The following is a 24,602-nucleotide window of genomic DNA, read 5'->3' on the forward strand; positions in this document are numbered from 1 at the left end:
CTGGTGGCGGTCGCGGTGGGGCCGGCGGTCGGCGTCGGGGCGGCCACGGCGGTGGTGCTCATCCAGCGCGGGGACGGCGGCACGGACAAGGCGAAAGGCCGGGCTTGCGCGGGCGCGTCGGGCAGGGCGGCCCGCCCCAAGGCATCGGCGTCCGGGCCTGCCACCGGTACGTCCGGCGCGCCCGCCTGCACGGGTGACAACATCGACCGGCAGTTCTGGAAGCCGTCGACGGGCGAGTGCCAGCTGCCGGACGCCGAGCGGGCTCCCGACGGCTTCGAGGGCTCCGAGGCCGACCCGGACGACCCGGGCAAGGGCGGGGAGCACCCGGTGTTCGACGACAAGCTGCAGCTCGGCTTCTGGAACAAGGGCTACACCGTCACCCCCAAAGGCCCCGGGAACCAGGCCCCGTACCACGTGACCGTCAGCGTGAAGCCGCCGCACGGCATCGACCCATTGGTGAGCCCGTGGCCGGGGCGCTCTCGCAGGACGTGACGCTGGGCTGCACCAGCGACCCCATCGACCTCCACAGTGGCGACCAGTCCGCCGGGAAGTACCTCACCTACCCGGACGACTTCCGTACCTGGTCGCCGGACGGGAAGAAGTCGTGGCCCGCCATCCCGCTCCGTAACGACCCCGGGGACTGGACGGTGCAGTGGTTCCACATCCGCACGCCGAACGACTACAGCAGCGTCATGGGTCAGGGGTTCACTGTGAAATGACGCCACATCACGCGAAAGACGCCTTGAACCGCTCGGGCATGGGGGAAAGTTGAACCGTGCGGAAGGTATGGGTGATCGGTGGGGCGGCCGTCGGGCTCGGCATGGGGTTCGTCATGCTGCTCGTCGTCGGGGTCTACGTGGTCGCCGGGAACCTCGCCGGCGGGGTGGCCGCGGGGGGCCGGGCGCTGGCCAAGGGGGCCGTGCCGGCCGCGTACCAGGGGCTCGTGCAGAAGTGGGGCAACCTGTGCCCGCAGCTCTCCCCGGCGCTGCTCGCCGCCCAGTTGTACCAGGAGAGCGGCTGGAACCCGACCATCGTCAGCCCGGCCGGCGCCCAGGGCGTCGCGCAGTTCATGCCCGGCACGTGGGCCGTCTACGGCATCGACGGCGACGGGGACGGCAAGCGGGACGTCTGGGACCCGAACGACGCGATCCCGTCGGCCGCTTCGTACGACTGCCAGCTGGCCAAGGACGTGAAGGGCGTGCCGGGCAACGTCTCCGACAACATGCTCGCCGCCTACAACGCCGGGGCGTACCGGGTGATCAAGGCCGGCGGGGTGCCGGGCATCACCGAGACGCAGGACTACGTCAAGCGCATCCGCAGCCTCTCGCAGAGCTTCGCCGCGCCCGTCAGCCGGATCGACCCCACCCAACAGGCCGCCGGCGCCATCGCGTTCGCGCAGAGCAAGCTGGGGACGCCGTATCTGTGGGGTGGGGAGGGGACCGCCCAGCAGGGCGGGCGGTTCGACTGCTCGGGGCTGACGCAGGCCGCGTACGCCAAGGTCGGGATCACCTTGCCGCGGGTGGCCAACGACCAGTACAACGCCGGTCCGCATCCGTCGCGGGGTCAGTTGCTCCCGGGTGACCTGGTGTTCTTCTCCACCGACCTCAGCGACTCGCGGGCCATCCACCACGTGGGGATCTACGTCGGCGGCGGGTACATGATCGACGCGCCGAGGACGGGTGCCGTGATCCGGTTCGATCCCATCGACACGCCCGACTACTTCGGTGCCACCCGCGTCACCGAAGATGGCGCGAAAGCGCTCCCCACCTCGGTCTGAAACGGAGCGTGAACCCACCCCCTGAGCTGCGGTGATGAGTCTCTCTTCGATAACGTCTGCGTGATCTTTCAGTGGAGAGTGGAACGTATTGATGAGGACCGTGCGTTCCTGTTGACGTAGCCGAGCGGACGTCGATGCGGGCAGTACGGCAGCCAAGCGGAAGCGGATCTACGCACCACGGGGGGCAGGAGCGGCGCACACGAGGTGCGTCCGGGAAGACGACGAAGGGGCCGCAGCACCATGGCTGTACTCGCCGAATCCGGATCGAACCCCGACGTCGGCCTGCTCTACGACATCAACGGCCTGGCCAAGGACGCTCCGCACTGGTTCGACCGGATCATGGGGTTCGTCGGCGAGTACGGGCTGCTGCTCGCCATGGTGCTGCTCGTGCTGGGGTGCTGGTGGTCCGTGCGGCGCCGGGGTGCCGAGGAGGCCGCGTCCTGCGTCGCCGCGCTGGTGTGGGCCCCGCTCGCGGCCGCCGTCGCGGTGCTCGTCAACGTCCCCATCCGGGGCTTCGTCGCCCGGCCCCGCCCCTTCGTCGACCACCAGGGGCTCGACGTCCTCGTCTCCGGCAAGAGCGACTTCTCCTTCGTCAGCGACCACGCCACCCTCACGATGGCGCTGGGAGTCGGTCTCTTCGTCGCCAACCGCCGCTTCGGCATCGCGGGCATCGGGCTCGCGCTGCTGGAGGGGTTCTGCCGGGTCTTCATGGGCGTGCACTACCCGACGGACGTCATCGGCGGCTTCGCCCTCGGCACCGCGGTCACGCTGCTGCTGTCCCCCGCGGCCATGGCCCTGCTCACCCCGCTGATGCGCGCGGTGGAGCGTTCGAGGCGGGCGGGGTGGATCGTACGGCGCCGGGCGGGGGACGACGGCGGACGGGACGACGCCCTGCTGCCCGGCGCCCGCAAGCGGGTGGAGGCGCAGGAGAGGGACCTGGCGGCCTAGGCCGGGCTCCCCCTGCCTCGCTACACCCCCTGCGCGTAGGAGAAGAACCGCTCGGGGTCGTAACTCTTCTTGACCTTGCCCAGGCGCGCCGCCGCGTCTCCGTAGTACGCCGTGCGCCAGTTCTTCAGGGTGGGGTCGGTGTAGTTCTGGTAGGCGGCGCCGGAGGCGTACGGTCGCATCGCCGTGTGGGCCGAGGTCAGCCAGGACTGGGCCGTGGTCCCGGAGGCGCCCGCGGACCAGGAGGCGATGTACTGCGTGAGCATGCGGGAACGGCGGTGGACGAAGGCCGTGGCCGTGGGGCTGACGCGGTTGACCGCCCCGCCGAGGGCCGTGAAGGCGATGCTGCCCGCACCGCCCCGGACGGAGGCGATCTGCCGCAGGACCGTCTGGATGCCCGCCGCGGACAGGGAGCGGTCGAAGAAGTCGGAGCGGGCCGCGTAGGTCTCCCGGGCGAGCCTGCCCTGCGGGGAGTGGCCCGGGGCGGAGCCGGGCAGGTGGCACTGGGCGTCGGAGGCGAAGGAGGAGCAGCCGGCGTAGACCTCCATCGCCTCCTCGTAGCCCCTGCGGCGCAGGGTGACCGAGGACGCGTTCGCGCCCGCCTGGTGGGCGAGCCGGTCCACCGCGTTCTGGAGTTCGCCGTAGGTGCCGAGGCAGAAGCAGGACACCGAGACGGTGGGGGTGCGGCCCGGGGAGCACTCCAGGTGGAGGGAGGACCAGATCTCGTCGGGCTGGGCCGGGCCCCACTCCTGCCAGGCCGTCAGCACCGCCGCCGCCTTCGACCACGGCCAGGTCAGGTACGCCGTGACCGCCTGCGGTGCCGGGTGGGTGCGGAAGTGCAGCTCGGTGACGACGCCGAAGTTGCCGTTGCCCGCGCCGCGCAGGGCCCAGAAGAGGTCGGAGTGCGTGTCGGCGTTCGCGGTGAGCTGCGTGCCGTCCGCCGTGATCACGGTGGCCTGGGTGAGGTTGTCGCAGGTCAGGCCGTAGGCGCGGGAGGCGACGCCGTGGCCGCCGCCCAGGACCAGGCCCGAGATGCCGACGGACGGGCAGGAGCCCGCGGGTATGGTCACGCCCTTCGCGGCCAGCCCGCGGTAGACGTCGATCAGCTTGGCGCCGGCGCCCACCACCGCCTGGCCGCCGCCGACCCGGATTCCGCTGAGCCGGGAGACGTCGAGGATGAGCCGGCTGTCGCCGGAGGAGTAGCCGGCGTAGGAGTGGCCGCCGTTGCGTATGGAGACCCGGACGCCGTGCGCGCGGGCGTAGGCGAGGGTGGTGCGTATGTCGCCGGCGTGCGCCACGTAGGCGACCGCGGCGGGCTTCAGGGCGTCGAAGCGCGTGTTGTAGAGCTGGTGCGCCGTCTTCCAGACCGCGTCGCCGGGGCGGACCAGGGTGCCGTCCAGGTCACGGGCGAGGGCCGTCCAGTTCGCGGCGGCGCCCGCCCGTGCGCTCGTGCTGCCGGCGCTGGCGGCGTCCAGGGACATAAGGGACGATGTGCCCGTGCTCGTCTTCGTGGCGGATGCCCCCGAGCCGAGGCCGCAGCCGCTCAGTGCGGTCGCGGCCAGCGCGGCCGCGCCGCCCGCGACGAACGTACGCCGTTCCATGTCCATGGTCGTCTCTCGCCCTTCCCCAGGCCCTGCGGGCTCTCCAGGCCCCACCGGCCTGCCCTGGGGTGAGACGGCCCCCCGGCCGCATCGGTTCGTAACAGTTCGCACACAGGGAACCGAACGTCGAAGACGTGTGCGCGTAACCCCGCCGACGCGCGGGCCCCGGGACCCGTGCGTGCCCTCCCCGTAAGCATTCCGTGACCTAACCGGGCCGACGGCAGGGGTTCACCCCTCGTTCACTTCCGGCCATCGGCGGCTTCACCTGTTCTGCCTAGTTTCGGCCGTACCCGGTGCGGAGTGCGGCCATGAACGCGCTCCCGCACCTGTCGACTGACTTCGCACGCCGCCGACAGCGGCGGCTCCTGGAAGGAACTCCCGAAAGTGAAGCTTCAGCGCAAGAACCGGCTCCGCGCCATCTCCCTCGGTGCGCTCGCCGTCTCCGGCGCCCTGGCCCTGACGGCGTGCGGCTCCGACAACAACAGCAACAGCGGCTCCAAGAGCACGTCGGCGGCGTCGGGCCAGGCCAGCTCGATCAAGTGCGACAACGCCAAGGGCAACCTCCTGGCGTCCGGTTCGACCGCGCAGCAGAACGCCATCGGCCAGTGGTCGAAGGACTTCATGGCCGCCTGTTCGGGCGCCCAGATCAACTACAAGGGTGTCGGCTCCGGTGCCGGCATCCAGGAGTTCCTGCAGGGCAGCACCGCCTTCGCGGGCTCGGACTCGCCGCTGAAGCCCGAGGAGATCGCGCAGTCCAAGAAGGTCTGCACCAGCGGCGGCCAGGCCATCGACCTGCCGATGGTCGGCGGCCCGATCGCGATCGCCTACAACATCGACGGCGTCAAGAACCTGACGCTGGACGCCACGACCCTCGCCAAGATCTTCGACTCGAAGATCAAGAACTGGAACGACCCGGCGATCGCCAAGCTGAACCCGGGTGTCAAGCTGCCCGACCTGGCGATCCAGGCGTACCACCGCACCGAGGACTCGGGCACCACCGACAACTTCACCAAGTACCTGAAGGCCGCCGCCCCGGCCGACTGGAAGTACAGCGGCGGCAAGTCCTGGCAGGCCCAGGGCGGCCAGTCCGCCAAGGGCTCCTCCGGTGTCGCCGCCGGCGTCAAGCAGACCAACGGCGCCATCGGCTACGTCGAGCTGTCCTACGCCACCTCCGGTGGTCTGCAGCTGGCCCAGCTGAACACCGGCGCCTCCAAGCCGGTCGCGCTGACCACGGACTCCGCGTCCAAGGCGATCGCCGACGCCAAGATCGTCGGCACCGGCAACGACCTGGCGCTGAAGCTCAACTACGCCACCAAGGCGGAGGGCGCCTGGCCGATCGTCCTGGTGACCAACGAGATCGTCTGCGACAAGGGCAACAAGGCCGACACGCTGGCCGCCACCAAGGCGTTCCTGACCTACATCGCCGGCGACGACGCCCAGTCCAAGCTCGCCGCCCAGAGCTACGCCCCGCTGCCCGCCGAGATCGCCACCAAGGTGCGGTCCGCGATCAGCAGCCTGTCCTGACGTCCCGGGAGTCCGCCCGCACCCCCTTGAGGGAGCGGCCGGACCCCCGGCTCAGGTCCGGTCCCGCGGCCGTCACGGCCGCGGGACCGGACCGGCGTCACCACCCATCCGGTGCACCGCCGCCGGGGGAGCGATCCCCCAACCAGACCGGAGAACGACATGGGAATATCCGTAGAGAATCCACCAGCCGTACCTGATTCCGGCCCGGCAGGCCGCCGATCCGTCACCCGCATCGGCGACCGCGTCTTCTCGGGGCTGTCCCGGGGGTCCGGCATCCTGCTCCTCGTGATCATGGCCGCCATCGCGGCCTTCCTCACGTACCGCGCCATCAACGCGATCTCCCAGGACCACGGCGACTTCCTCACCACGTCCGTGTGGAACGCCAACGCCACCCCGCCGGTGTTCGGCATCGCGGTCCTGCTGTACGGCACGGTCGTCAGCTCGGTCATCGCGATGGTCATCGCCGTGCCCGTCGCGGTCGGCATCGCGCTGTTCATGACCCACTACGCCCCGCGCAAGCTGGGCGGCGCCCTCGCCTGGATCGTCGACCTGCTCGCCGCCGTGCCGTCGATCGTCTACGGCCTGTGGGGCGCCCTCTTCCTGGTGCCGCACCTGACCGGGTTCACGACCTGGCTGGACAAGTACCTCGGCTGGACGGTCATCTTCGACCAGTCCAACCCCGGCACCGCGCCCCGCAACCTGTTCACCGTGGGCATCCTGCTGGCGATCATGATCCTGCCGATCATCACCAACGTCAGCCGCGAGGTCATCCGCCAGGTCCCGCAGGCGCACGAGGAGGCCGCACTGGCCCTCGGCGCCACCCGTTGGGAGACCATCCGCATGGCGGTCCTGCCCTTCGCCCGCTCCGGCATCATCAGCGCCTCGATGCTGGGCCTCGGCCGCGCGCTCGGCGAGACCATGGCCGTCGCCACCGTGCTGTCGTCCTCGGACACGCTGAGCGCCCACCTGCTCGACCCGGGCGGCGGCACCTTCGCCGCGAACATCGCCTCGCACTTCGGAGAGGCCACGAACCTCGGCCGTGACGCCCTCATCGCCTCCGGTCTCGTGCTCTTCGTGATCACCCTGGTGGTCAACGGTGCGGCCCGCCTGATCATCGCCCGCCGCAAGGAGTACTCGGGGGCCAACGCGTGAGTGACACCATGACCGACAAGCGCCCGACCGCCGAACCCCTGGTTCCGCGCGGCATCGTCACCCACCGCCGGATGCCCCGGTGGGCCCCGGCCGCCATCGCCGTGGCCGCCGTCGTCCTGGGCGTCGCCAGCGGACTGGCCTTCGGCCTGTCCAGCAAGATCCAGTGGGGTCTGATCGCCCTGGTGCTCTTCGTCCTCGGCACCTATGTGACCACCGCGGTCATGGAGGACCGCCGCCAGGCGAAGGACCGGGTGGCCACCAGCCTGGTGTGGGCGTGCTTCGTGCTCGCCGTCGTGCCGCTGTACTCGCTGGTGCAGACCACGATCGCCAAGGGCGTGAAGGACCTCGACGGCACCTTCCTGACCCACTCGATGGCCGGCGTCCTCGCCGGCGACCAGGGCGGCGGTGTCTACCACGCCATCATCGGCACCCTGGAGCAGGTGGGCCTCGCCTCCCTGATCGCCGTGCCGATCGGCGTGCTGACGGCGATCTACCTCGTCGAGTACGGCCGCGGCAAGCTGGCCCTGGCGGTCACCTTCTTCGTGGACGTCATGACGGGCATCCCGTCCATCGTCTCCGGCCTGTTCATCCTGGCCTTCTGGATCCTGGCCCTCGGCTTCTCGTACTCCGGTTTCGCCGGCTCGCTCGCCCTGGTCATCCTGATGATCCCGGTCGTGGTGCGGTCCACCGAGGAGATGCTGAAGCTCGTCCCCAACGAGCTGCGCGAGGCGTCCTACGCGCTCGGCGTGCCGAAGTGGCGCACCATCCTGAAGGTGGTCCTGCCCACCGCGCTCGGCGGCATCACCACCGGCATCATGCTGGCCGTCGCCCGCATCGCCGGTGAGACCGCCCCGGTGCTGCTGCTCGTGTTCGGCAACCAGATGATCAACAACGACCCGTTCAACGGGCCGCAGTCGTCGCTGCCGTTCTACATCTACGAGCAGTACGTCCTCGGCACGGACCAGGCCTACGCCCGTGCGTGGGGGGCCGCGCTCGTCCTCATCGCCTTCGTGATGATCCTCAACCTGGTGGCCCGCGGCATCGCCCGCTGGAAGGCCCCGCGCTGACAATGTGCGGCTACCGCCGCATGGCCGGTCGCTGACGGCGACCCCATAGCGACTGACTGGAAGTGAAGCAGTAATGGCCAAGCGAATCGACGTGAGCGGGCTGACCGCCTACTACGGCTCCCACAAGGCGATCGAGGACATCTCGATGACCGTCGAGCCGCGTTCGGTGACGGCGTTCATCGGCCCCTCGGGCTGCGGCAAGTCGACGTTCCTGCGCACCCTCAACCGCATGCACGAGGTCACCCCCGGCGGGCGGGTCGAGGGCAAGGTCCTCCTGGACGACCAGGACCTGTACGGCTCCGCGGTCGACCCGGTCGCCGTGCGCCGCACGGTCGGCATGGTCTTCCAGCGCCCCAACCCGTTCCCGACCATGTCGATCTACGACAACGTCGTGGCGGGGCTGCGCCTGAACGGCCGGTACAAGAAGAGCGAGCTGGACGACGTCGTCGAGAAGTCGCTCAAGGGCGCGAACCTCTGGAACGAGGTCAAGGACCGTCTGAACCGCCCCGGCTCCGGCCTGTCCGGCGGCCAGCAGCAGCGGCTGTGCATCGCCCGCGCGATCGCGGTCGAGCCGCAGGTCCTGCTGATGGACGAGCCCTGCTCCGCCCTGGACCCGATCTCGACCCTCGCCATCGAGGACCTGATCGGCGAGCTGAAGGAGCGCTTCACGATCGTCATCGTGACGCACAACATGCAGCAGGCGGCGCGCGTCTCGGACCGTACGGCGTTCTTCAACCTGGCGGCGGTCGGCCAGCCGGGCCGCCTGATCGAGATCGACGACACGGAACGCATCTTCTCCAACCCGTCCGTCCAGGCGACGGAGGACTACATCTCCGGCCGCTTCGGCTAGGCCGGCCCCGAACCCCTCGCGGTGCTGCATGGCGGTGCCACCGCGAGGACGCAGAAGGGCCCGCCCCTGGCTCCCGGGGGCGGGCCCGTCGCGTTTCGGTGCTTCGTCATCAAGCGCTCACGGATTGAGGTCCAGCACGCGGACCGGCTCGCCGAGCCACCGGTCCGGGGCGGCGGTGGCGGTGATCGCACCGTCGGGACGGTCCGGGGCGGGCTGAGCGGTGTACTGGCACTGTGCCGCGGCCCACGTGTTGTGTTCGGCGACCGCCAGGGCCGCGGGCAGATCCAGGTCCAGGAGGCTGGTGGCGGGCAGAGCGGCGAGCCGCCCTGCCGTACCGGGACGGACCCGGCCGGCCGCGGCCATGGCCGTGTCGTCCAGGACGATGTGCACCGCGTCGCTCACCGGGCCGCAGCGCGGGCCGGCCGGCGGTCCAGCTCGCTGTCGATGTCGCGCTCCTCCGCGGGGCTGGGTGCGTAGCCGAGCCGGTCCGCTCCCGCGGGGCGGCGCGGGCCCGCTCGGCCCGCTCGGCGGGGGTGGGCAGGGTCTCGGCGAGCCGGGCCAGCTGCCGCGAGTACGGGTGCTCGTGCTCCGAAGCGCACGAGCTGTCCGCGGTACCCGGACTGGCCTGGCGACCACAGGCCGCGCTGAGCAGAAAGCCCACCCCCTTGGCCGGCTTCTCAGCTGACCGAGACGGGTGGGCAGGTGGGCGCGAGGGAACTACAGCACCGCCAGCTTCACGATGCCGAAGGCCAGCGCGGCGACCAGGGCGGCTGCCGGCATCGTGATGAACCAGCCCATGACGATGTTCTTGGCCACTCCCCAGCGGACGGCGTTGACGCGCTTGGTCGCCCCCACGCCCATGATCGCCGAGGTGATGACGTGGGTCGTGGAGATCGGCGCCTTGAAGAGGAACGCCGTACCGAACATGATCGACGCGCCGGTGGCCTCGGCGGCGAAGCCCTGCGGGGGGTCGAGTTCGATGATCTTGCGGCCCAGGGTGCGCATGATGCGCCAGCCGCCGGCGTAGGTGCCCAGCGACAGCATGACGGCCGAGACGATCTTCACCCAGACCGGGATCGGGTCGCCGAACGTCTCGTGGCCGGAAATCACCAGGGCCATCACGACCACACCCATGGTCTTCTGGGCGTCCTGGAGGCCGTGGCCGAGGGCCATCCCCGCGGCCGAGACCGTCTGTGCTATGCGGAAACCGCGCTTGGCCTTGTGCGGGTTGGCCCGGCGGAAGATCCACATGATGGCCAGCATGGCCAGGTAGCCGACGATCAGGCCGACCACCGGGGACAGCACCATCGGCACGATGATCTTGTCCACCACGCCGTTCCAGTGGACGCCGGTGCCGCCCGCCAGGGCCGCGCCCACCAGTCCGCCGAACAGGGCGTGGGAGGAGGAGGACGGCAGGCCGTAGTACCAGGTGGTGAGGTTCCAGACGATCGCGCCGATCAGGGCGGCGAAGAGGATGCCCATGCCGGTGGAGCCGGCGGGGGTCTCGATGAGGCCTTCGGAGACCGTCTTGGCCACTCCCGAGCCCAGGAAGGCGCCCGCCAGGTTCATCACCGCGGCCATCGCCAGGGCCGCGCGAGGGGTGAGCGCGCGGGTCGACACCGAGGTGGCGATCGCGTTCGCCGAGTCGTGGAAGCCGTTCGTGTACGTGAAGAAGAGCGCGACCGCGATGGTCACGATGAGGGCGAAGGTGTCCATCGACGCCTCAGGACTCCTTGACGGCGATGGTCTCCACCGTGTTCGCCACGTGCTCGAACGCGTCCGCCGCCTCTTCCAGGACGTCCACGATCTGCTTGAGCTTGAGCACCTCGATCGCGTCGTACTTGCCGTTGAAGAGGTGGGCCAGCAGCTTGCGGTGGATCTGGTCGGCCTGGTTCTCCAGGCGGTTGACCTCGATCCAGTACTCGGTGAGGTTGTCCATCGTACGCAGGTTGGGCATCGCCTCCGCCGTCAGCTCGGCGGCCCGGGCCAGCACCTCGATCTGCTGCTCGACGCCCTTGGGCAGTTCCTCGACGTTGTAGAGGACGACCAGGTCGACGGCCTCCTCCATGAAGTCCATGATGTCGTCGAGGGAGCCGGCGAGGGCGTAGATGTCCTCGCGGTCGAACGGCGTGATGAACGAGGAGTTCAGCTGGTGGAAGATCGCGTGCGTGGCGTCGTCACCCGCGTGTTCCGCGGCCCGCATACGCTCTGCGATCTCGGCTCGGGCAGGTCCGTCCGCCCCGAGCAGTTCCATCAGGAGTTTCGAGCCCGTGACGATGTTGTCCGCGGACGCGGCGAACATGTCGTAGAAGCTCGTCTCCCTGGGGGTCAGACGAAAGCGCACGTGGGGTCCTCGGGGTGCTTCGGTTTCGGTCAGGCTGATGCTAGGCGCATCATCCGGCCACGGCTAACGGGCCGCATCCCAGTGTCGCCCATCGGGCACAGTGATCAGCACGGGGGCGTACCAAGGGCCCCATACCCAGCAAAATTCGTTACCATATACCCACCAGGGGTATGTGATCACCATCGTGACCGAGATGGTGCCCGGATCGTGACCACGACGGAGGCCAGCGATGACGACGACCGAGGCCGGCGCCACGGCCCCCGCCGGGGCGACGACCGCCGAGGGCACGTGCCACGACGCCCCCGTGACGCACGGCTACCACAAGCAGAAGGACGAGCACCTCAAGCGGCTGCGCCGGATCGAGGGGCAGATCCGCGGACTGCAGCGGATGGTCGGCGAGGACACGTACTGCATCGACATACTCACGCAGGTCTCCGCCTCCACCAAGGCCCTGCAGTCCTTCGCGCTCCAGCTGCTGGAGGAGCACCTGCGGCACTGCGTGGCCGACGCCGCCCTCAAGGGCGGTGACGAGATCGACGCGAAGGTGGAGGAGGCGACGAAGGCGATCGGCCGGCTGCTGCGCACCTGATCGAGCGGGGCGCCCGGGACCCGGTTCAGCCGGCCGCGGGTTCGTGTTCCGCGCGCTCCTCGTACACCCGCAGCACCTCGTCGATGCTCTCCAGGCTGAGGCGGTCCTCGGCGGCCGAGGCCGCGATGATCAGCTCTCCGCACAGTTCGATCTCGGCGAGGGCCACGTGGTCCTGGACCGTCGTCCCGCCGACCGGAGCCACCTGCCTCACCTCTTCCCTGCCGTCACCGACTTCCTAGAGTAGGCAGCGCTCTACACACCGCGCATGGCACGGATGGGCTACTTAGACCGGTCGCCGGGGGCGTCCCCGGACTAGTGCCCGCCGTCCTGCCCGCCGTCCCGCGCGTCCTGCGCGATCCGGCCCGCGTAGATGTCCCGTGACCGCGGCAGCGCCACGTCGGCCGGGGCGCCGAACTCGTACAGCAGGGTGGTGGAGGCGACCGCCACCGGGGTCTTCTGCCGACCGTTGACGAAGCTGAAGCGCTGGCGGAGCTTGCGGATGCGGCCCTGGTCGTCGAGATAGGCGTCGAAGGGGACCTCGGCCGTGGCGAAACCTTTGGCCGCCACCTCCAGGGCCGCCCGGTTCGCGGCCGAGGCCCGGCGGGCGGCGTCGGTGAGGGACGCGGTGCCCCGGTAGTGCCGCACGGGGGTGCCGCCGACCTCGGTCCGGCCGACGTAGGTCGCCGTGCGGGTCCCGCGCAGCACCTCGGCCGCCGCGTACGGGTCGGTCGCGCCGCCGGTGACCAGGTTGCCGTCGGAGACCGACGCGGTGTCCACGCGCACCCACTTGTCGGCGGGCACGCCCGCCCCGCGGTTCTTCATGAACAGGGCACCGGGGGCGAGGAGTTCGGTGATGGGCTGGTGCTCGGCGGTGCCGGCGGGGTCCTCGGGCAGCACGACGGTGAGCCGGCCGAGGCGGTGGCGGTAGTCGTAGACCCCCTTGCCGCGGATGGTGACGCGGGTGCCGCCGGTGGCCATCTCCATGGAGGTGGTGGCCTTCGAACTGCCCGCGCCGCCCAGGGTGTCGGCGGCCCGCCGCAGCAGGGCGACCGGATCGCCCGCGCCCTTGACGTCGTCGGCGGCGGCCCGGCTGCCCGAACAGCCCGTGGCGCCCGCCGCGAGGCCGAGCAGGATGCCGACCGCGACGACCGTCCCGCCCGCGTGCCTGTGCTGCTGCCGCCGATCCATCGCCTGCTACCCCCAAGCCGGTACGTCCGTCACGGGCCCCCTGTCGTTCCGGTTAACGACGGGTAGGAGGTGCCGTCACGCGCTGTCGGAGGGCGCACGGGGGGCACAGGGAGGCCGAGTACCGTTGTCGCTGTGGCGCAGCAGGACGGGCCGGAGCCAGTCCGGCAGGGGCAGGAGCATCTCACCACCACGACGGAACAGGGCCGCTTCTGCGTGGCCCGCTGCAACTGCGGCTGGCGCGGTCCGGCCCGCCGGGCCCGCAGCCAGGCCCGTGCGGACGCCGAGGCGCACGCGGTCGGTCCGTGAGGCTCACACGGCCAGTCCGTGGAGGGCGTCCACCAGGTCCCGGTCGCGGGGCTGGGTGAGCCGCGCGCGGGCGGCGGCGGGGGAGAGCCACAGGATGCGGTCCACCTCGTCGCTGGGCGTGAAGCGGCCGGAAACCGCCTGGGCCGCCCAGTAACGCACCTGCTTCGGGCGGCCGTTGGCGAGATAGCGCTGCGTCGGCAGCTCGGCCCCGGGCTCGGCCGTGTACCCGGTCTCCTCGGCGACCTCGCGCAGCGCACCGGCGAGCGGGTCCTCACCCCGCTTCAGCTTGCCCTTGGGGTGGGACCAGTCGTCGTACTTCGGCCGGTGCACCAGGCAGATCTCCAGGTCTGCGGCGACCGGCGAGCGGCGCCACAGGACGCAGCCGGCCGCCCGGACCAGGGTGTCGTTCACACCGCCTCCACGTGGGGGTTCAGGGTGCGCTGACGGTCTGCTTCTGCCAGGCCTGCTGGAACGCGAACCTGGCCGCCTCCACCTCGTGCCGCTGGTCGGCGTGGAGCACCCCGAGCGCGTACGCCGTCGCCGGCGCGATGCGCGGGGTGCGGGCCGCCTGGGCCGCCGCGGCCGCGGCCTCGGAGGCGTCCCGGTGGCGGTTGAGCGCCTGCCCCGCCGCCAACATCCGTACGTCGACCGGGCAGTTGCCCCCGTGCAGCGCCTCCTGCGCGTAGCGGTGCAGGCGCAGCAGCAGCCGGACCTGGTGCCAGGGACCGTCCTGGGGGTGCGGGGACGGATCCGGGGACAGGCCGTGGATCAGGGCCTCCGCGTTGTACGGGTGGCCGGCGGTGACCAGGGGGAGCGCGCCGATCGCGGCCGCCAGCCGTTCCTCCGCAGCGGCTGCCAGCGGGCGCAGATCGGTCGTGGGGGCGGTGAGGGTGAGGGGGACCTCGCTGGCCAGTACGGCGACCTTGTCCGCGACGGCGTGGAAGCGGGAGGAGCCGAGGGCCTGGAGGGCCGTGGAGTGCGCGCGGGTACGGGCCAGGGTCAGCTGGCGTTCCAGCAGGGCGCCGGCCTTGGCCGCGCCCACGGTGAGGTTGCCGCGTTCCGCGGTCGCCGCCCTGCCCGCCGGGCCGCCGGTGCCGGCCGGTGCGGCGGCCAGGGCGGCGTCCACCGCCTGCGCGGGCAGCGCCGCCGTCCCCGACAGCCGGTGCAGGGCCAGCAACAGCCGCTCCAGGCGTGACTCGTAGGCGTGCTCCAGGCCCAGCGTGCCGGACAGCCAGGCCAGTTCGGGGCGCATCTCCTCGGACCAGTCGGCGTCGAGGAGGGGGCGGAAGGTGTGCAGGCTGCCGCTGATGCGGCGGGCCGAGCGGCGCAGCAGGCGTGCCGCGTCGACGGACTCCTCCGCGCCGCCCGTCGTGCTCCCGCCGTTGCCGCCGGTCTCCCGGTGCAGGCGCAGGGCGCGCAGGAACTCCGTGGCCTGGGCGCGCAGGTACGCCGCGAGGACGTCGCCTGTCGCCGTGCCCCCGGCCGCGGGGTCCGTCGGGTCAAGGTGTCGCTGTGCCACGCCGGCGCCTCCGGGCGTCTATGAGCATCTCCTGGACGTTGCGCAGGGGCTGTCCGTCCGCATCGGTCGCGTGCCGGGTCCACTCGCCGTCGGGGCCGAGGTGCCAGGAGGCCGTGGTGTCGGACATGCCGGTGTCGAGCATCCGGTTCAGGGCCGCCCGGTGGGCCGGGTCGACGACGCGGACCAGGGCCTCGATCCGGCGGTCGAGGTTGCGGTGCATCATGTCGGCGCTGCCGATCCAGACCTCGGGCTCCCCGCCGTTGCCGAAGGCGAACACCCGTGAGTGTTCGAGGAACCGGCCGAGTATGGAGCGGACCCTGATGTTGTCCGACAGGCCGGGGACGCCGGGGCGGATCGCGCAGATGCCGCGCACCCAGATGTCGACCGGCACGCCGGCCTGGGAGGCCCGGTAGAGGGAGTCGATGACGGCCTCGTCGACCATCGAGTTGACCTTGATGCGGATGAAGGCGGGCCGGCCCGCGCGATGGTGCTGGGCCTCCTTGTCGATCCGCGAGATCAGGCCGTCGCGCAGCGACTTGGGGGCCACCAGCAGCCGGCGGTAGGTCTCGCGGCGGGAGTAGCCGGACAGCCGGTTGAACAGGTCGGACAGGTCCGCGCCGACCTGCGGGTCGGCCGTGAGCAGGCCCAGGTCCTCGTACAGGCGCGCCGTCTTCGGGTGGTAGTTGCCCGTGCCGACGTGGCTGTAGCGGCGCAGCGTGTCGCCCTCCTGGCGGACCACCAGGGACAGCTTGCAGTGCGTCTTCAGGCCGACCAGGCCGTAGACGACGTGGCAGCCGGACTCCTCCAGCTTGCGCGCCCACTTGATGTTGGCGTGCTCGTCGAAGCGGGCCTTGATCTCGACCAGGACGAGTACCTGCTTGCCGGACTCGGCGGCGTCTATCAGCGCGTCCACGATGGGCGAGTCGCCGGAGGTGCGGTACAGGGTCTGCTTGATCGCGAGGACGTCCGGGTCGGCCGCGGCCTGCTCCAGGAAGGCCTGCACGGACGTGGAGAAGCTGTCGTAGGGGTGGTGCAGGAGCACGTCGCGGGTGCGCAGGGCCGCGAAGATGTCGGGCGGGGAGGCCGACTCGACCTCGGCGAGGTCGCGGTGGGTGCCGGCGACGAACTTCGGGTACTTCAGCTCCGGGCGGTCGAGGCTGTGGATGCGGAAGAGGCCGGTGAGGTCCAGGGGGCCGGGGAGCGGATAGACCTCCGCCTCGGAGACCTTCAGCTCGCGGACCAGCAGGTCCAGCACCTCGCGGTCGATGGACTCCTCGACCTCCAGGCGCACGGGCGGCCCGAAGCGCCGCCGCATCAGCTCCTTCTCCAGGGCCTGGAGCAGGTTCTCGGCGTCGTCCTCCTCCACTTCCAGGTCCTCGTTGCGGGTGAGCCGGAAGGCGTGGTGCTCCAGCACCTCCATGCCCGGGAACAGCTCCTCGAGGTGGGCGGCGATGACGTCCTCGACCGGGACGTACCGGCCGGGGCTGCTCTCCAGGAAGCGGGACAGCAGCGGCGGGACCTTCACGCGCGCGAAGTGCTTGTGGCCGCTGACCGGGTTGCGCACGACGACCGCGAGGTTGAGCGAGAGCCCCGAGATGTAGGGGAACGGGTGCGCGGGGTCGACGGCGAGCGGGGTCAGGACGGGGAAGATCCGGTGCCGGAAGAGGGTGAACAGGCTGGCCTGTTCCTTCTCGGTCAGCTCGCTCCAGCGCACGAGGTGGATGCCCTCCTCCGCGAGCGCGGGGGCGACGTCCTCGTGGTAGCAGGCGGCGTGCCGGGCCATCAGCTCGCGCGAGCGGGCCCAGATCATCTCCAGCACCTCGCGCGGCTGCAGCCCGGAGGCGGAGCGCGTCGCCACGCCGGTGGCGATACGGCGCTTCAGGCCGGCCACCCGGACCATGAAGAACTCGTCCAGGTTGCTCGCGAAGATCGCGAGGAAGTTCGCGCGCTCCAGCAACGGCGTGTTCGGGTCCTCGGCCAGCTCCAGGACGCGCTCGTTGAAGGCCAGCCAGCTGCGCTCCCGGTCGAGGAACCGTCCCGTGGGCAGGGGGGTGCCGTCGCCCGGTGCCTCCTCGTAGCCGTCGAGGTCCGCATCGATGTCGGGCTCCAGGTCGGAGACCGTGGCGGCGACCGTGTGCGGGCGGTGCGCGGCGATGGAGCCCACGGGGGGCTGGGCGGGCTGGACCGTTGCCTGGGCGTCTGGCTGACTCATGACCCCATTCTTCCGCGCCAGGGGCGTCACGGGCGCGTCGGAACGTGCGGGAGGGAGCGTCACGGCCCCGTTCGGCGCGGGCCCCTCGGGGGACCGCGAAGGCTCTGGCACGGCGGGCTTCATTGGCCGAGCGTCGCAAGCCTGGCTGAATCAATGGTTACGGAGACATGACGTACGGGATAGCGGGGAACGGCCCGCCGGGGCAGCGACCGGGAGACGGCGCCCTGAGGAGCGGGGCCGTGTCCGAGGCGCGGCTGCCGCCGCGGCACCCCGCCGCGCGCTGCACCACCGGCCGCTGCAGCGACCGCGTCTGCCCCGGCGAGCATCGCACCTGCCGGCGCCGGCACCACCCCGGTCGTAAGCCGGGTAGTACGTCCGCAACGGCTTCCCCGGCTCCTGCGGGCGCAGCCGTACCGCCGGCGTGGCACCGGCTCCCGCGGTCGGCGCGGGGAGTGCGGGCCGCAGGGCCGGCCCGGCCAGGGCGCCGGCGGTCGGCCCGGACGGTACCGGTGCCGGCGGCAGCGGGCCGCGCGGGACGGGGACGTGGCCCCAGGTTCAGCCGGTGACCGGGTCGTCGCGGTCGGCGGACCGGATCCGGCCGTGCGCGGGGGCGAGCAGCGCGCCGCCGCCGAGCAGGGGCAGGGCGGCCGTGGCGAGTCGGCGAGCTGCCCTGGGTCCAGGCCGGCTCGCGGCCGGTCAGCGCGGCGCCCGCCCGGGCGGCCACGGCGAAGGGGGGCGTAGGAGGCCGGTTCCGGGTGGTCCCGGTCGGCCTTCCAGCAGCTCGCCGAGGTCCAGGGCGGTCATGCGGGGGTGCCCGTGGGCAGGGAGGTCCGGGTGGCCGGTCCCGTCAGCCGGCGCAGCACCAGGAAGCTCGCGAGGACGAGCAGCGCGGTGACGGCCAGGAGCAGGGCACAGGCGGTGAGCTGGAGCGGCCAGTAGTGGGAGGCGGGGTGGTAGGTGTTGTAGTAGCCGACGGCGTGGACCCTGGCGTAGGCGGCGTCGCACGAGCCGGAGTAGCCGCAGGACACGAGCGGGATGTGGGCGCCGCCGGCGGTGACCAGGCCCTGGTCGACGGTCATGCCGGAGCCGGTGTAGCCCTGCTTGAGGGTGCTGGTCCGGGTGATCGCAGGCCACAGGTGGGGCAGCAGTTGCTGGGTCGTGCCCCAGATCGCCGAGGCGAGCAGCGCGCCGAGGAGCAGTGCGGGCAGTGTGCGGCGGCACAGCAGCCCCGCCAGGGCGCCGGCCGCGAGTCCGGCGAGGGCCAGGGCGGCGGTGGTGGGCCCGTTGGCGTGGAAGGTGCCGATGTCGTACCAGGTCTTCGCGGTGTCGATCCGGCCCCGGCCGGCGGCCCAGGCGCGGTGGTGCAGCCAGCACAGCAGGCCGGCGCCCGCGGTGAGGGCGAGGGCGGGGACGGCCAGCCGGACCGCGAGCCAGCGGGCCGGTGAGGTGGCCTGGGTCCAGGCCAGCCTGGCGGTGCCGGACTCCAGCTCGCGGCCGGTCAGCGCGGCCCCGGCCCAGGCGGCCACCAGGAAGGGCAGCACGTCCAGGGCGTAGGTCGTGTAGTCGTACCAGCTCTTGTAGAGCAGGATCGCGTCCTGGTCGTAGCTGCACGGGCGGCTGAAGTCGCAGACGTCGTACTGCCGCCAGCCCTGGGCGGCCGCGTCGGCCCACGGGCCCGCCAGGGCGATCAGCAGCCCGGCGACCACGACGACCAGGCCCGCCCAGGCGAACACCGCGGGCCGGTGCAGGCGCAGCACCCAGCGGGCCAGCCGCGGCTTCCCGGCGACCGGTGCGGAGTCGACCGGTCCGGCGTCCCAGGGTCCGGCGTCGAAGGGTCCGGTTCCGGTCACGGCGCTCACGCGGCACTCTCCTCGGTAAGGGCTTCGGCGGACTCGGCGGTGGCGAGGGCGGGGGCCTGCGGGTTGCGCAGGTGGGCGAGGACCAGCTCCTCCAAGGAGGGCACCGAGGTGCGCCAGTCGCCGGGGAGCGGTCCGGCCGGGCGGATCAGCGCGGTGAGCTGGCGGCCGGTGGTGCGGGACTCGACCACGGTGTGCGGGCCGAGCCCGGCGTCGGCCGCTCCCGTGATTCGGCGGTGGGCGCAGCGCAGGTCGTCGATGTCCCCGGCCAGGCGGACCCGGCCGCCGCCGACGAGGAGCAGGTGGTCGCAGGAGTCCTCCAGCTCGGCGACCACGTGCGAGGACATCACGATCGTGGTCCCGTGCTGGGCGGCGTCCGCCATCAGCGTGCCCATCAGTTCGTGCCGGGCCAGCGGGTCGAGGTCGGCCATCGGCTCGTCCAGGAGCAGCAGTTCGGGCCGCTTGCCGAGGGCGAGGGCGAGCGCGACCCGGGTGCGCTGGCCGCCGGACAGGGCGCGGACCCGGGCCTGCGGATCGAGGTCGCCGGCCGCGACGACCCGCTCGGCGGTGGCCGCGTCCCAGCGCCCGGGGTTGAGGTCGGCGCCCATGAGCAGCGTCTCGGCGATCGTCAGCTGCGGGTGGAGCGGCTTGTCCTGGGCGACGAAGCCGACCCGGGGGCGGGCCTCGGCCGGGGTGGTGCCGAGCACCGTCAGCCGGCCCTCGGTCGGCGGGAGAAGCCCGGCGGCGAGCGCGAGCAGCGTCGACTTGCCGGCGCCGTTGGGTCCGACGACGGCGCACACCCGCCCGGCGGGCAGCCGGAACCCGCACCCGCGCAGCGCCCGGCCCCCGGACCGCCATCGCCGGCCGAAGCGCTTCCCCAGTGCCTCGGCCCTCAGCGCCGTGTCGGTCATGACGGGTCTCCCTGCGGGTGCTCGTGGTGTGCGGCGGTGAAGTGCTGGTCGAGTACGGCGGTGAAGAGCGCGGCCACGTCCTCCCGGTCCAGCCCGGCCTCGCGGGCCTTGCCGGCCCAGGCGTCCAGCTCGGCGCGGAGCGCGGTGTCGGCGGCGGCGCCGAGCGAGCGCCGTACGAAGGTGCCGAGCCCCCGGCGGGCCTCCACCAGGCCCTCGCGCTCCAGCTCCCGGTACGCCTTCAGGACGGTGTTGGGGTTGATCGCGGTGGCCTCCACGACCTCGCGGGCCGTGGGCAGCCGGTCGCCGGGGCGCAGCAGGCCCATGCGCAGGGCCTGTTTGGTCTGCTGGACGATCTGGACGTAGGTGGCGACCCCGCTGTGCCGGTCGATGCGGTACTCGACCACGACCCCACCACCTTTCACTATTTGAGTAGTGAAAGGGTGGTGTAAGCCGGGTCCGGAAGTCAAGCCCGGTGTCCGTGAACCGATCGGGGACCTCGGTCCGATGAGGAGACGTGAGCGAGAAGAGAAGCGACGGGGACCTGCTGCGGGCCATCGCGGCGGACCGCGACCGGCGCGCCTTCGAGGAGCTGTACCGGCGCCACGCGCCGTGGCTGACCGCGCGCCTGCGCGGCCGGTGCGCGGACGCGGGGGTCGTCGACGACGTCGTACAGGAGACGTTCCTCGCGATCTGGCGGGGCAAGGCCCGCTACCGCGAGGACGCGGAGGGCGCCGACGCGGCCGGGTGGCTGTGGCGGATCGGCTCGCGCCGGCTCATCGACGCGCTGCGCGGCGACGGGGCGCGCGGCCGGTTGCGGCAGGCGCTGACCCGGCTGCGGCACCGGGACGAGGCGTCCGCCGAGGAACGCGTGCTCGCGGGGGTGGAGCACGGGGACCTCGCGGGCGCGCTGGTCCGGCTCTCGCCCGAGCTGCGGGCGGTGCTCCAGGCCACGGTCGTCGACGGCCTGACCACCCGTGAGGCCGCCGTCCTGCTCGGCATCCCGCCGGGCACGGTCAAGACCCGGGCGATGCGGGCCCGGAAACAACTGCGGGAGGCGCTGGCGTGAGCGGGTCGATGAGCCGATTCCTGACCGGGCTCCGGGCCCAGGAGGGTCCGGGGGAGCGCGGATGCGGGGGCCGTGGGTCTGGGGGCTGCGGGTCTGGGGGCCGTGGATCTGCGGTTCGTTGGTTTGGGGTTCGCGGGTCTGGGGTTCGCGGGTCCGGGGTCCGTGGGGCCCGGGGCCGCGGCGGGTCCGGGGGTCGCGGGTCCGGGGGCCGGACCGGGTCGTGGCTTCCGGTGACGTGGCGCGGCGGGTGCCGCGCCGCCGTGGTCGCTGAGGGATCGTGGGTCGTCCGCGGGGGCCGCGGCGGCAGGTGGGAGGTGCCGGCATGACGTGGCATGTCGCCGAGGAGGACCTGCGGGCCTACGCCCGCGGGGAGTTGGCGCCCCCGCTGCTGTGGTCCGCCGACACCCATCTGACCGGATGCGCCGACTGCCGGGCCCGGCTCGCCGAGGTCTGGGACCCCGGTGCGCTGGACGCGGCCTGGGAGCGGCTGGACGCCGAGCTGGACGCGCCCCGGCCGGGCCCGTTCGAACGGCTGCTGCTCCGCTTCGGGGTGGCCGACCACACCGCGCGCCTGCTGGCCGCCACACCCGTGCTGCGCCGGTCCTGGCTGACGGCGGTGACGCTGCTGCTGGTGCTGTCGGTGCTCACGGCCCACGGCGTCCACTCGGACACGGTCTTCCTGGCCCTCGCCCCGCTGCTGCCGCTCGCCGGTGTGTCGCTGTCGTACGGGCCCGCGCTCGACCCGACCTACGAGATGGCGGTCGTCTCACCGGTGCACGGCTTCCGGCTGCTGATGATCCGCACGGTCGCCGTGCTCGCCGCCGCGCTCGGGCTGTCCGGCCTCGCGACGCTCGCGCTGCCGGGGTACGGGCTCGGCGCGCTCGGCTGGCTGCTGCCCTCCCTCGCGCTCACCGCGACCGGGCTCGCGCTCACCCCACGGCTCGGGCCGGTCGTGGCGCCGGGCGCGGTCAGCGGCGGCTGGGTCGTCCTGCTGCTGGCGACCCGTGCCCACCAGGGCGGCGGCGCGCAGCTCGTCCCCTTCACCGCGGCCGGGCAGGCGGTCGCGGCCGGGGTCGCCGCGCTCGCCGCCGCGCTGCTCTTCGCCGCCCGCGACCGCTTCGACCAGTCCCACGGGCCCTCTCACGGGCCTTCTCACAGGAGTGCCGTATGACCGCCACCGCCACCGCCACCGCCGCCGTCACCGTGTCCGCCTCCGGGCTCGCGCTGCGCTACGGCGCCACTCGCGCCCTCGACGACGTCTCGCTGCGGCTGAGCCGGGGCGTCACCGGGCTGCTCGGGCCCAACGGCGCTGGAAAGACGACCCTGTTGCGGGTGCTCGCCACCTCGGTGCCGGCCGACTCGGGCGCTTTCACGGTGCTCGGACACGACCCGGGCACCGCGCACGGACGGCAGGAGGTGCGCCGCGTGCTCGGCTATCTGCCGCAGGCGCCCGGCTTCCATCCCGACTTCACGTCCTTCGAGTTCGTGGACTACGTCGCGATCCTCAAGGAGCTGACCGACCGCGCCGCCCGGCACCGGGAGGTGCGGCGCGTGCTGGACGAGGTCGGCCTGGCCGAGGTGCGCGGCAAGCGGCTGAAGAAGCTGTCCGGCGGGATGCGGCAGCGGGTCGCGCTGGCCGCCGCGCTCGTCGGCGACCCCGGTTTCCTGGTGCTGGACGAACCGACGGTCGGCCTCGATCCCGAACAGCGCATGCGGTTCCGGGAGCTGATCGCACGGGCCGGGGAGGGCCGCACGGTGCTGCTGTCCACCCACCAGACCGAGGACGTGGCGATGCTCTGTCACCGGGTGCTGGTCATGTCCGGCGGCCGTATCCGCTTCGACGGCACCCCCGCCGAGCTGACCGCTCGGGCCGCCGGCCGGGTGTGGAGCAGCACCGAACGCGACCCCGGCGCGAAGGCCGGCTGGCGCACCGGCACCGGCGGCTACCGCAACGTCGGCGACCCACCCGAGGGCGCCGACCTGCTCGAACCCACCCTGGAGGACGGCTACCTGCTCACTCTCGACGCCGATCGCGCCGATCGCGCCGATCGCGCCGATCGCGCCGATCGCGCCGATCGGGACGGCCGCGACGGCCGCGACGGCCGCGCGGAGGTGACGGCATGACCGCGACGTTCACCGAGCCCACCGCCCCGGTCGCCGCCGGCACCGCCGCCGGTACCCGCGACTCCTGGGCGGCCGTGTACGCGCTGGCCGGATTCGAGGCGCGCCGGCTGCTGCTGCGCCTGCCGGTCCTCGTCGCCCTCGTCCTCTACGTCGCCTGGATCGGATGGCGCACGCTGCGGCCCTCGGACGACTACCCCGTCCTCCAGGACGCCGACCGGGCCACGCAGAGCGGCCCCCTGTTCGTCGGGCTCGCGGTGCTGCTGTGCGCGAACCAGGCCGTGCTGCGCTCCCGGCGCCGGGACACCGAACGCCACTTCGCCGTGCTGGCGCTCAGCCCCTGGCGTCGTACGGCCGCGCACGCGCTGTCCGTCGTCCCGCTCGCGCTGCTCACCGCCGTCGCCGTGACCGCCCAGTTCACCTGGGAGGCCGCCAAGCCCGCGGCGGTCGGGCGGGGTTCGGTGGCCGAGCTGCTGACCGGACCGCTGACGGTGCTGCTGTTCGGGACGGCCGGTGTACTGCTCGCCCGGCTGGTGGCCTCGCCGGTCGCCGCGCCGCTGCTCCTCGTGGTGTCCCTGCTGATGTTCGTCGGCGGCGCGTTCCCCTTCGCCGGGCAGGAGACCGGGGGCGCGTGGCTGGCGCCGGTGGTCACCGCGTCCGGCTCCCATCCCTTCCCCTCCGCCCTGCTGGGCCGCCCCGCCGCCTGGCACGCGCTCTACCTCGCCGGACTGGCCCTGACCGCGGCCCTGCTCGCGATACTGGTCTCCGGCGGCCGGACCCGGTCCGTGCAGGCGGCGTTCGCCGGTGCGCTGACGCTGGCCGTGCTGGGCGGGGTCGTGCAGACCGGCGGGGTCCCGGCGGCGACGCAGGCCGCCCGCGCCCGGGCCTCGCTCACCCCGGAGAAGGACCAGACCTGTGTCCGGCACGGGCAGTCGCGGTACTGCGCCTTCCCCGAGTGGACGCCCCTCGTCGGCGACTGGGCCCGGATCGCGGACCGGGTGCAGGCCCTCACGGGCGGCACGGCGCACGGGCGGGCGCTGCTCGTACGGCAGCGGCTGGAGGCCCGCTACGGTCTCGACGCCGACTCCGCGATCGCCCCGGCCACGCGCCCCGGCCAGGTGACCGTCGGCACGTCCTGGGGCGGCAACCGGGTGCCGGAGTTCTCCACCGCCGTGGCCGGCGTGCTGGTCGCCGGGAACGAGAAGGCGGCCGGCGAGCTGTGCGACGGCCGGATGGTCACGGTGATGTGGCTGTCCCTCGCCTGGCAGTCCGACCCCGTCTCTGCCCTGCGCCACGTCCGCCTCGACGACAGCCTCACCGGCTCCGCGATCGTCCTGTCCCGGACCAACCCCCTGACCATGACGGCCGGTCAGACCAAGGTCGTCCGCGCCCTCCTCGACCGACCGTTCTACGGCGTCGCCGGCCGCGTCAAGGCCCACTGGGCCGAGTTGACGGCGCCGGGGGTCACGACGTCCCGCGCGGCCGAACTGCTGGGCGCGCCGACGCGGGTGGGGGCGGACCGGTGCGAGTGAGGCGGGACGGCGGGGTGGCCGGCGCGGGGGCGGGTGGCCCCG

The 24,602-nt window shown here is 72.6% G+C and carries 26 protein-coding genes; 14 read left to right on the plus strand and 12 right to left on the minus strand.

What is annotated here, in order from left to right:
- Nucleotides 1-3 precede the first annotated feature (3 nt).
- The 4 genes from ACZ60X_RS40795 to ACZ60X_RS40810 all read left to right on the plus strand — a co-directional run bounded on the left by ACZ60X_RS40795 (nt 4) and on the right by ACZ60X_RS40810 (nt 2,725).
- A complete protein-coding gene (locus ACZ60X_RS40795) occupies nt 4-492 on the plus strand; it encodes a hypothetical protein (RefSeq protein ID WP_469610303.1) in 489 nt (162 codons plus the stop codon).
- Nucleotides 465-719 carry a hypothetical protein gene (locus ACZ60X_RS40800; protein ID WP_469610306.1) on the plus strand — a complete coding sequence of 85 codons (255 nt, stop codon included), beginning with the start codon at nt 465-467 and terminating at the stop codon, nt 717-719. The genes ACZ60X_RS40795 and ACZ60X_RS40800 overlap by 28 nt, the downstream gene beginning before the upstream one ends.
- A 101-nt stretch (nt 720-820) precedes the next feature.
- The gene (locus tag ACZ60X_RS40805) at nt 821-1,777 is read left to right on the plus strand and encodes a C40 family peptidase (RefSeq protein ID WP_469610470.1); all 957 of its coding nucleotides are present in this window, start codon (nt 821-823) and stop codon (nt 1,775-1,777) included.
- A gap of 240 nt (nt 1,778-2,017) precedes the next feature.
- On the plus strand, nt 2,018-2,725 hold the full coding sequence (locus ACZ60X_RS40810; RefSeq protein WP_469610309.1) for a phosphatase PAP2 family protein: 708 nt from the start codon (nt 2,018-2,020) through the stop codon (nt 2,723-2,725).
- A gap of 20 nt (nt 2,726-2,745) precedes the next feature.
- Here the strand turns inward: ACZ60X_RS40810 and ACZ60X_RS40815 are convergent, their stop codons facing one another.
- The gene (locus ACZ60X_RS40815) at nt 2,746-4,323 is read right to left on the minus strand and encodes an FAD-binding oxidoreductase (protein WP_469610312.1); all 1,578 of its coding nucleotides are present in this window, start codon (nt 4,321-4,323) and stop codon (nt 2,746-2,748) included.
- A 384-nt stretch (nt 4,324-4,707) separates the two neighbouring features.
- On the opposite strand from ACZ60X_RS40815, the gene pstS reads away from it, so the two are divergent.
- From pstS to pstB, 4 genes are all read left to right on the plus strand, one after another.
- Complete coding sequence (gene pstS, locus ACZ60X_RS40820; RefSeq protein ID WP_469610314.1) at nt 4,708-5,847, plus strand: phosphate ABC transporter substrate-binding protein PstS; 1,140 nt, start codon at nt 4,708-4,710, stop codon at nt 5,845-5,847.
- Nucleotides 5,848-6,006: 159 nt separating this feature from the next.
- A complete protein-coding gene (gene pstC / locus ACZ60X_RS40825) occupies nt 6,007-6,999 on the plus strand; it encodes a phosphate ABC transporter permease subunit PstC (protein WP_469610317.1) in 993 nt (330 codons plus the stop codon).
- Nucleotides 7,000-7,007: 8 nt separating this feature from the next.
- Nucleotides 7,008-8,066, plus strand: a complete 1,059-nt coding sequence (gene pstA, locus ACZ60X_RS40830; protein WP_469610473.1) for a phosphate ABC transporter permease PstA — start codon at nt 7,008-7,010, stop codon at nt 8,064-8,066.
- Between the two features lie 73 nt (nt 8,067-8,139).
- Nucleotides 8,140-8,916 (plus strand): phosphate ABC transporter ATP-binding protein PstB, encoded by a 777-nt coding sequence (gene pstB / locus ACZ60X_RS40835; protein WP_469610320.1) that lies wholly within the window; start codon nt 8,140-8,142, stop codon nt 8,914-8,916.
- A gap of 117 nt (nt 8,917-9,033) precedes the next feature.
- On the opposite strand, the gene ACZ60X_RS40840 is transcribed toward pstB, so the two are convergent.
- The 3 genes from ACZ60X_RS40840 to ACZ60X_RS40850 all read right to left on the minus strand — a co-directional run bounded on the left by ACZ60X_RS40840 (nt 9,034) and on the right by ACZ60X_RS40850 (nt 11,260).
- A complete protein-coding gene (locus tag ACZ60X_RS40840) occupies nt 9,034-9,318 on the minus strand; it encodes a hypothetical protein (protein ID WP_469610323.1) in 285 nt (94 codons plus the stop codon).
- Between the two features lie 315 nt (nt 9,319-9,633).
- Nucleotides 9,634-10,632 (minus strand): inorganic phosphate transporter, encoded by a 999-nt coding sequence (locus tag ACZ60X_RS40845; RefSeq protein WP_469610325.1) that lies wholly within the window; start codon nt 10,630-10,632, stop codon nt 9,634-9,636.
- Nucleotides 10,633-10,639: 7 nt separating this feature from the next.
- The gene (locus ACZ60X_RS40850) at nt 10,640-11,260 is read right to left on the minus strand and encodes a DUF47 domain-containing protein (RefSeq protein ID WP_365591525.1); all 621 of its coding nucleotides are present in this window, start codon (nt 11,258-11,260) and stop codon (nt 10,640-10,642) included.
- Nucleotides 11,261-11,489: 229 nt separating this feature from the next.
- On the opposite strand from ACZ60X_RS40850, the gene ACZ60X_RS40855 reads away from it, so the two are divergent.
- Nucleotides 11,490-11,849, plus strand: coding sequence for a metal-sensitive transcriptional regulator (locus ACZ60X_RS40855; protein WP_469610328.1), 360 nt, complete (start codon nt 11,490-11,492; stop codon nt 11,847-11,849).
- Between the two features lie 25 nt (nt 11,850-11,874).
- Here the strand turns inward: ACZ60X_RS40855 and ACZ60X_RS40860 are convergent, their stop codons facing one another.
- Together ACZ60X_RS40860 and ACZ60X_RS40865 are read right to left on the minus strand one after the other, a co-directional pair.
- On the minus strand, nt 11,875-12,060 hold the full coding sequence (locus ACZ60X_RS40860; protein ID WP_469610332.1) for a hypothetical protein: 186 nt from the start codon (nt 12,058-12,060) through the stop codon (nt 11,875-11,877).
- A gap of 101 nt (nt 12,061-12,161) precedes the next feature.
- Nucleotides 12,162-13,037: an SCO4651 family lipoprotein gene (locus ACZ60X_RS40865; protein ID WP_469610335.1), complete on the minus strand. Its 876-nt coding sequence runs from the start codon at nt 13,035-13,037 to the stop codon at nt 12,162-12,164.
- Nucleotides 13,038-13,169: 132 nt separating this feature from the next.
- Here ACZ60X_RS40865 and ACZ60X_RS40870 point away from each other — a divergent pair, with 132 nt between their 5' ends.
- The gene (locus ACZ60X_RS40870; RefSeq protein ID WP_469610338.1) at nt 13,170-13,343 is read left to right on the plus strand and encodes a hypothetical protein; all 174 of its coding nucleotides are present in this window, start codon (nt 13,170-13,172) and stop codon (nt 13,341-13,343) included.
- A 3-nt stretch (nt 13,344-13,346) separates the two neighbouring features.
- Here ACZ60X_RS40870 and ACZ60X_RS40875 read toward each other — a convergent pair whose 3' ends face one another.
- The 6 genes from ACZ60X_RS40875 to ACZ60X_RS40900 all read right to left on the minus strand — a co-directional run bounded on the left by ACZ60X_RS40875 (nt 13,347) and on the right by ACZ60X_RS40900 (nt 20,245).
- Complete coding sequence (locus ACZ60X_RS40875) at nt 13,347-13,754, minus strand: NUDIX hydrolase (protein ID WP_469610341.1); 408 nt, start codon at nt 13,752-13,754, stop codon at nt 13,347-13,349.
- Nucleotides 13,755-13,773: 19 nt separating this feature from the next.
- Complete coding sequence (locus ACZ60X_RS40880; protein WP_469610344.1) at nt 13,774-14,862, minus strand: CHAD domain-containing protein; 1,089 nt, start codon at nt 14,860-14,862, stop codon at nt 13,774-13,776.
- Nucleotides 14,843-17,197 carry an RNA degradosome polyphosphate kinase gene (locus ACZ60X_RS40885; RefSeq protein WP_469610345.1) on the minus strand — a complete coding sequence of 785 codons (2,355 nt, stop codon included), beginning with the start codon at nt 17,195-17,197 and terminating at the stop codon, nt 14,843-14,845. The genes ACZ60X_RS40880 and ACZ60X_RS40885 overlap by 20 nt, the downstream gene beginning before the upstream one ends.
- A 677-nt stretch (nt 17,198-17,874) precedes the next feature.
- Nucleotides 17,875-18,933, minus strand: coding sequence for an ABC transporter permease (locus ACZ60X_RS40890; protein ID WP_469610348.1), 1,059 nt, complete (start codon nt 18,931-18,933; stop codon nt 17,875-17,877).
- Nucleotides 18,930-19,841 carry an ABC transporter ATP-binding protein gene (locus ACZ60X_RS40895; RefSeq protein ID WP_469610351.1) on the minus strand — a complete coding sequence of 304 codons (912 nt, stop codon included), beginning with the start codon at nt 19,839-19,841 and terminating at the stop codon, nt 18,930-18,932. The genes ACZ60X_RS40890 and ACZ60X_RS40895 overlap by 4 nt, the downstream gene beginning before the upstream one ends.
- The gene (locus ACZ60X_RS40900) at nt 19,838-20,245 is read right to left on the minus strand and encodes a GntR family transcriptional regulator (protein WP_469610354.1); all 408 of its coding nucleotides are present in this window, start codon (nt 20,243-20,245) and stop codon (nt 19,838-19,840) included. Before ACZ60X_RS40900 ends, ACZ60X_RS40895 begins: the two co-directional genes overlap by 4 nt.
- Nucleotides 20,246-20,355: 110 nt before the next feature.
- On the opposite strand from ACZ60X_RS40900, the gene ACZ60X_RS40905 reads away from it, so the two are divergent.
- From ACZ60X_RS40905 to ACZ60X_RS40920, 4 genes are all read left to right on the plus strand, one after another.
- Nucleotides 20,356-20,907 carry an RNA polymerase sigma factor gene (locus tag ACZ60X_RS40905; protein WP_469610356.1) on the plus strand — a complete coding sequence of 184 codons (552 nt, stop codon included), beginning with the start codon at nt 20,356-20,358 and terminating at the stop codon, nt 20,905-20,907.
- 322 nt (nt 20,908-21,229) lie between these two features.
- Complete coding sequence (locus ACZ60X_RS40910; protein WP_469610358.1) at nt 21,230-22,078, plus strand: zf-HC2 domain-containing protein; 849 nt, start codon at nt 21,230-21,232, stop codon at nt 22,076-22,078.
- Nucleotides 22,075-23,031 carry an ABC transporter ATP-binding protein gene (locus ACZ60X_RS40915; RefSeq protein ID WP_469610361.1) on the plus strand — a complete coding sequence of 319 codons (957 nt, stop codon included), beginning with the start codon at nt 22,075-22,077 and terminating at the stop codon, nt 23,029-23,031. The genes ACZ60X_RS40910 and ACZ60X_RS40915 overlap by 4 nt, the downstream gene beginning before the upstream one ends.
- A complete protein-coding gene (locus ACZ60X_RS40920; RefSeq protein ID WP_469610363.1) occupies nt 23,028-24,560 on the plus strand; it encodes an ABC transporter permease in 1,533 nt (510 codons plus the stop codon). Before ACZ60X_RS40915 ends, ACZ60X_RS40920 begins: the two co-directional genes overlap by 4 nt.
- The last annotated feature ends 42 nt before the right edge of the window (nt 24,561-24,602 follow it).

It is taken from the genome of Streptomyces sp. NPDC104106, from assembly GCF_055584345.1.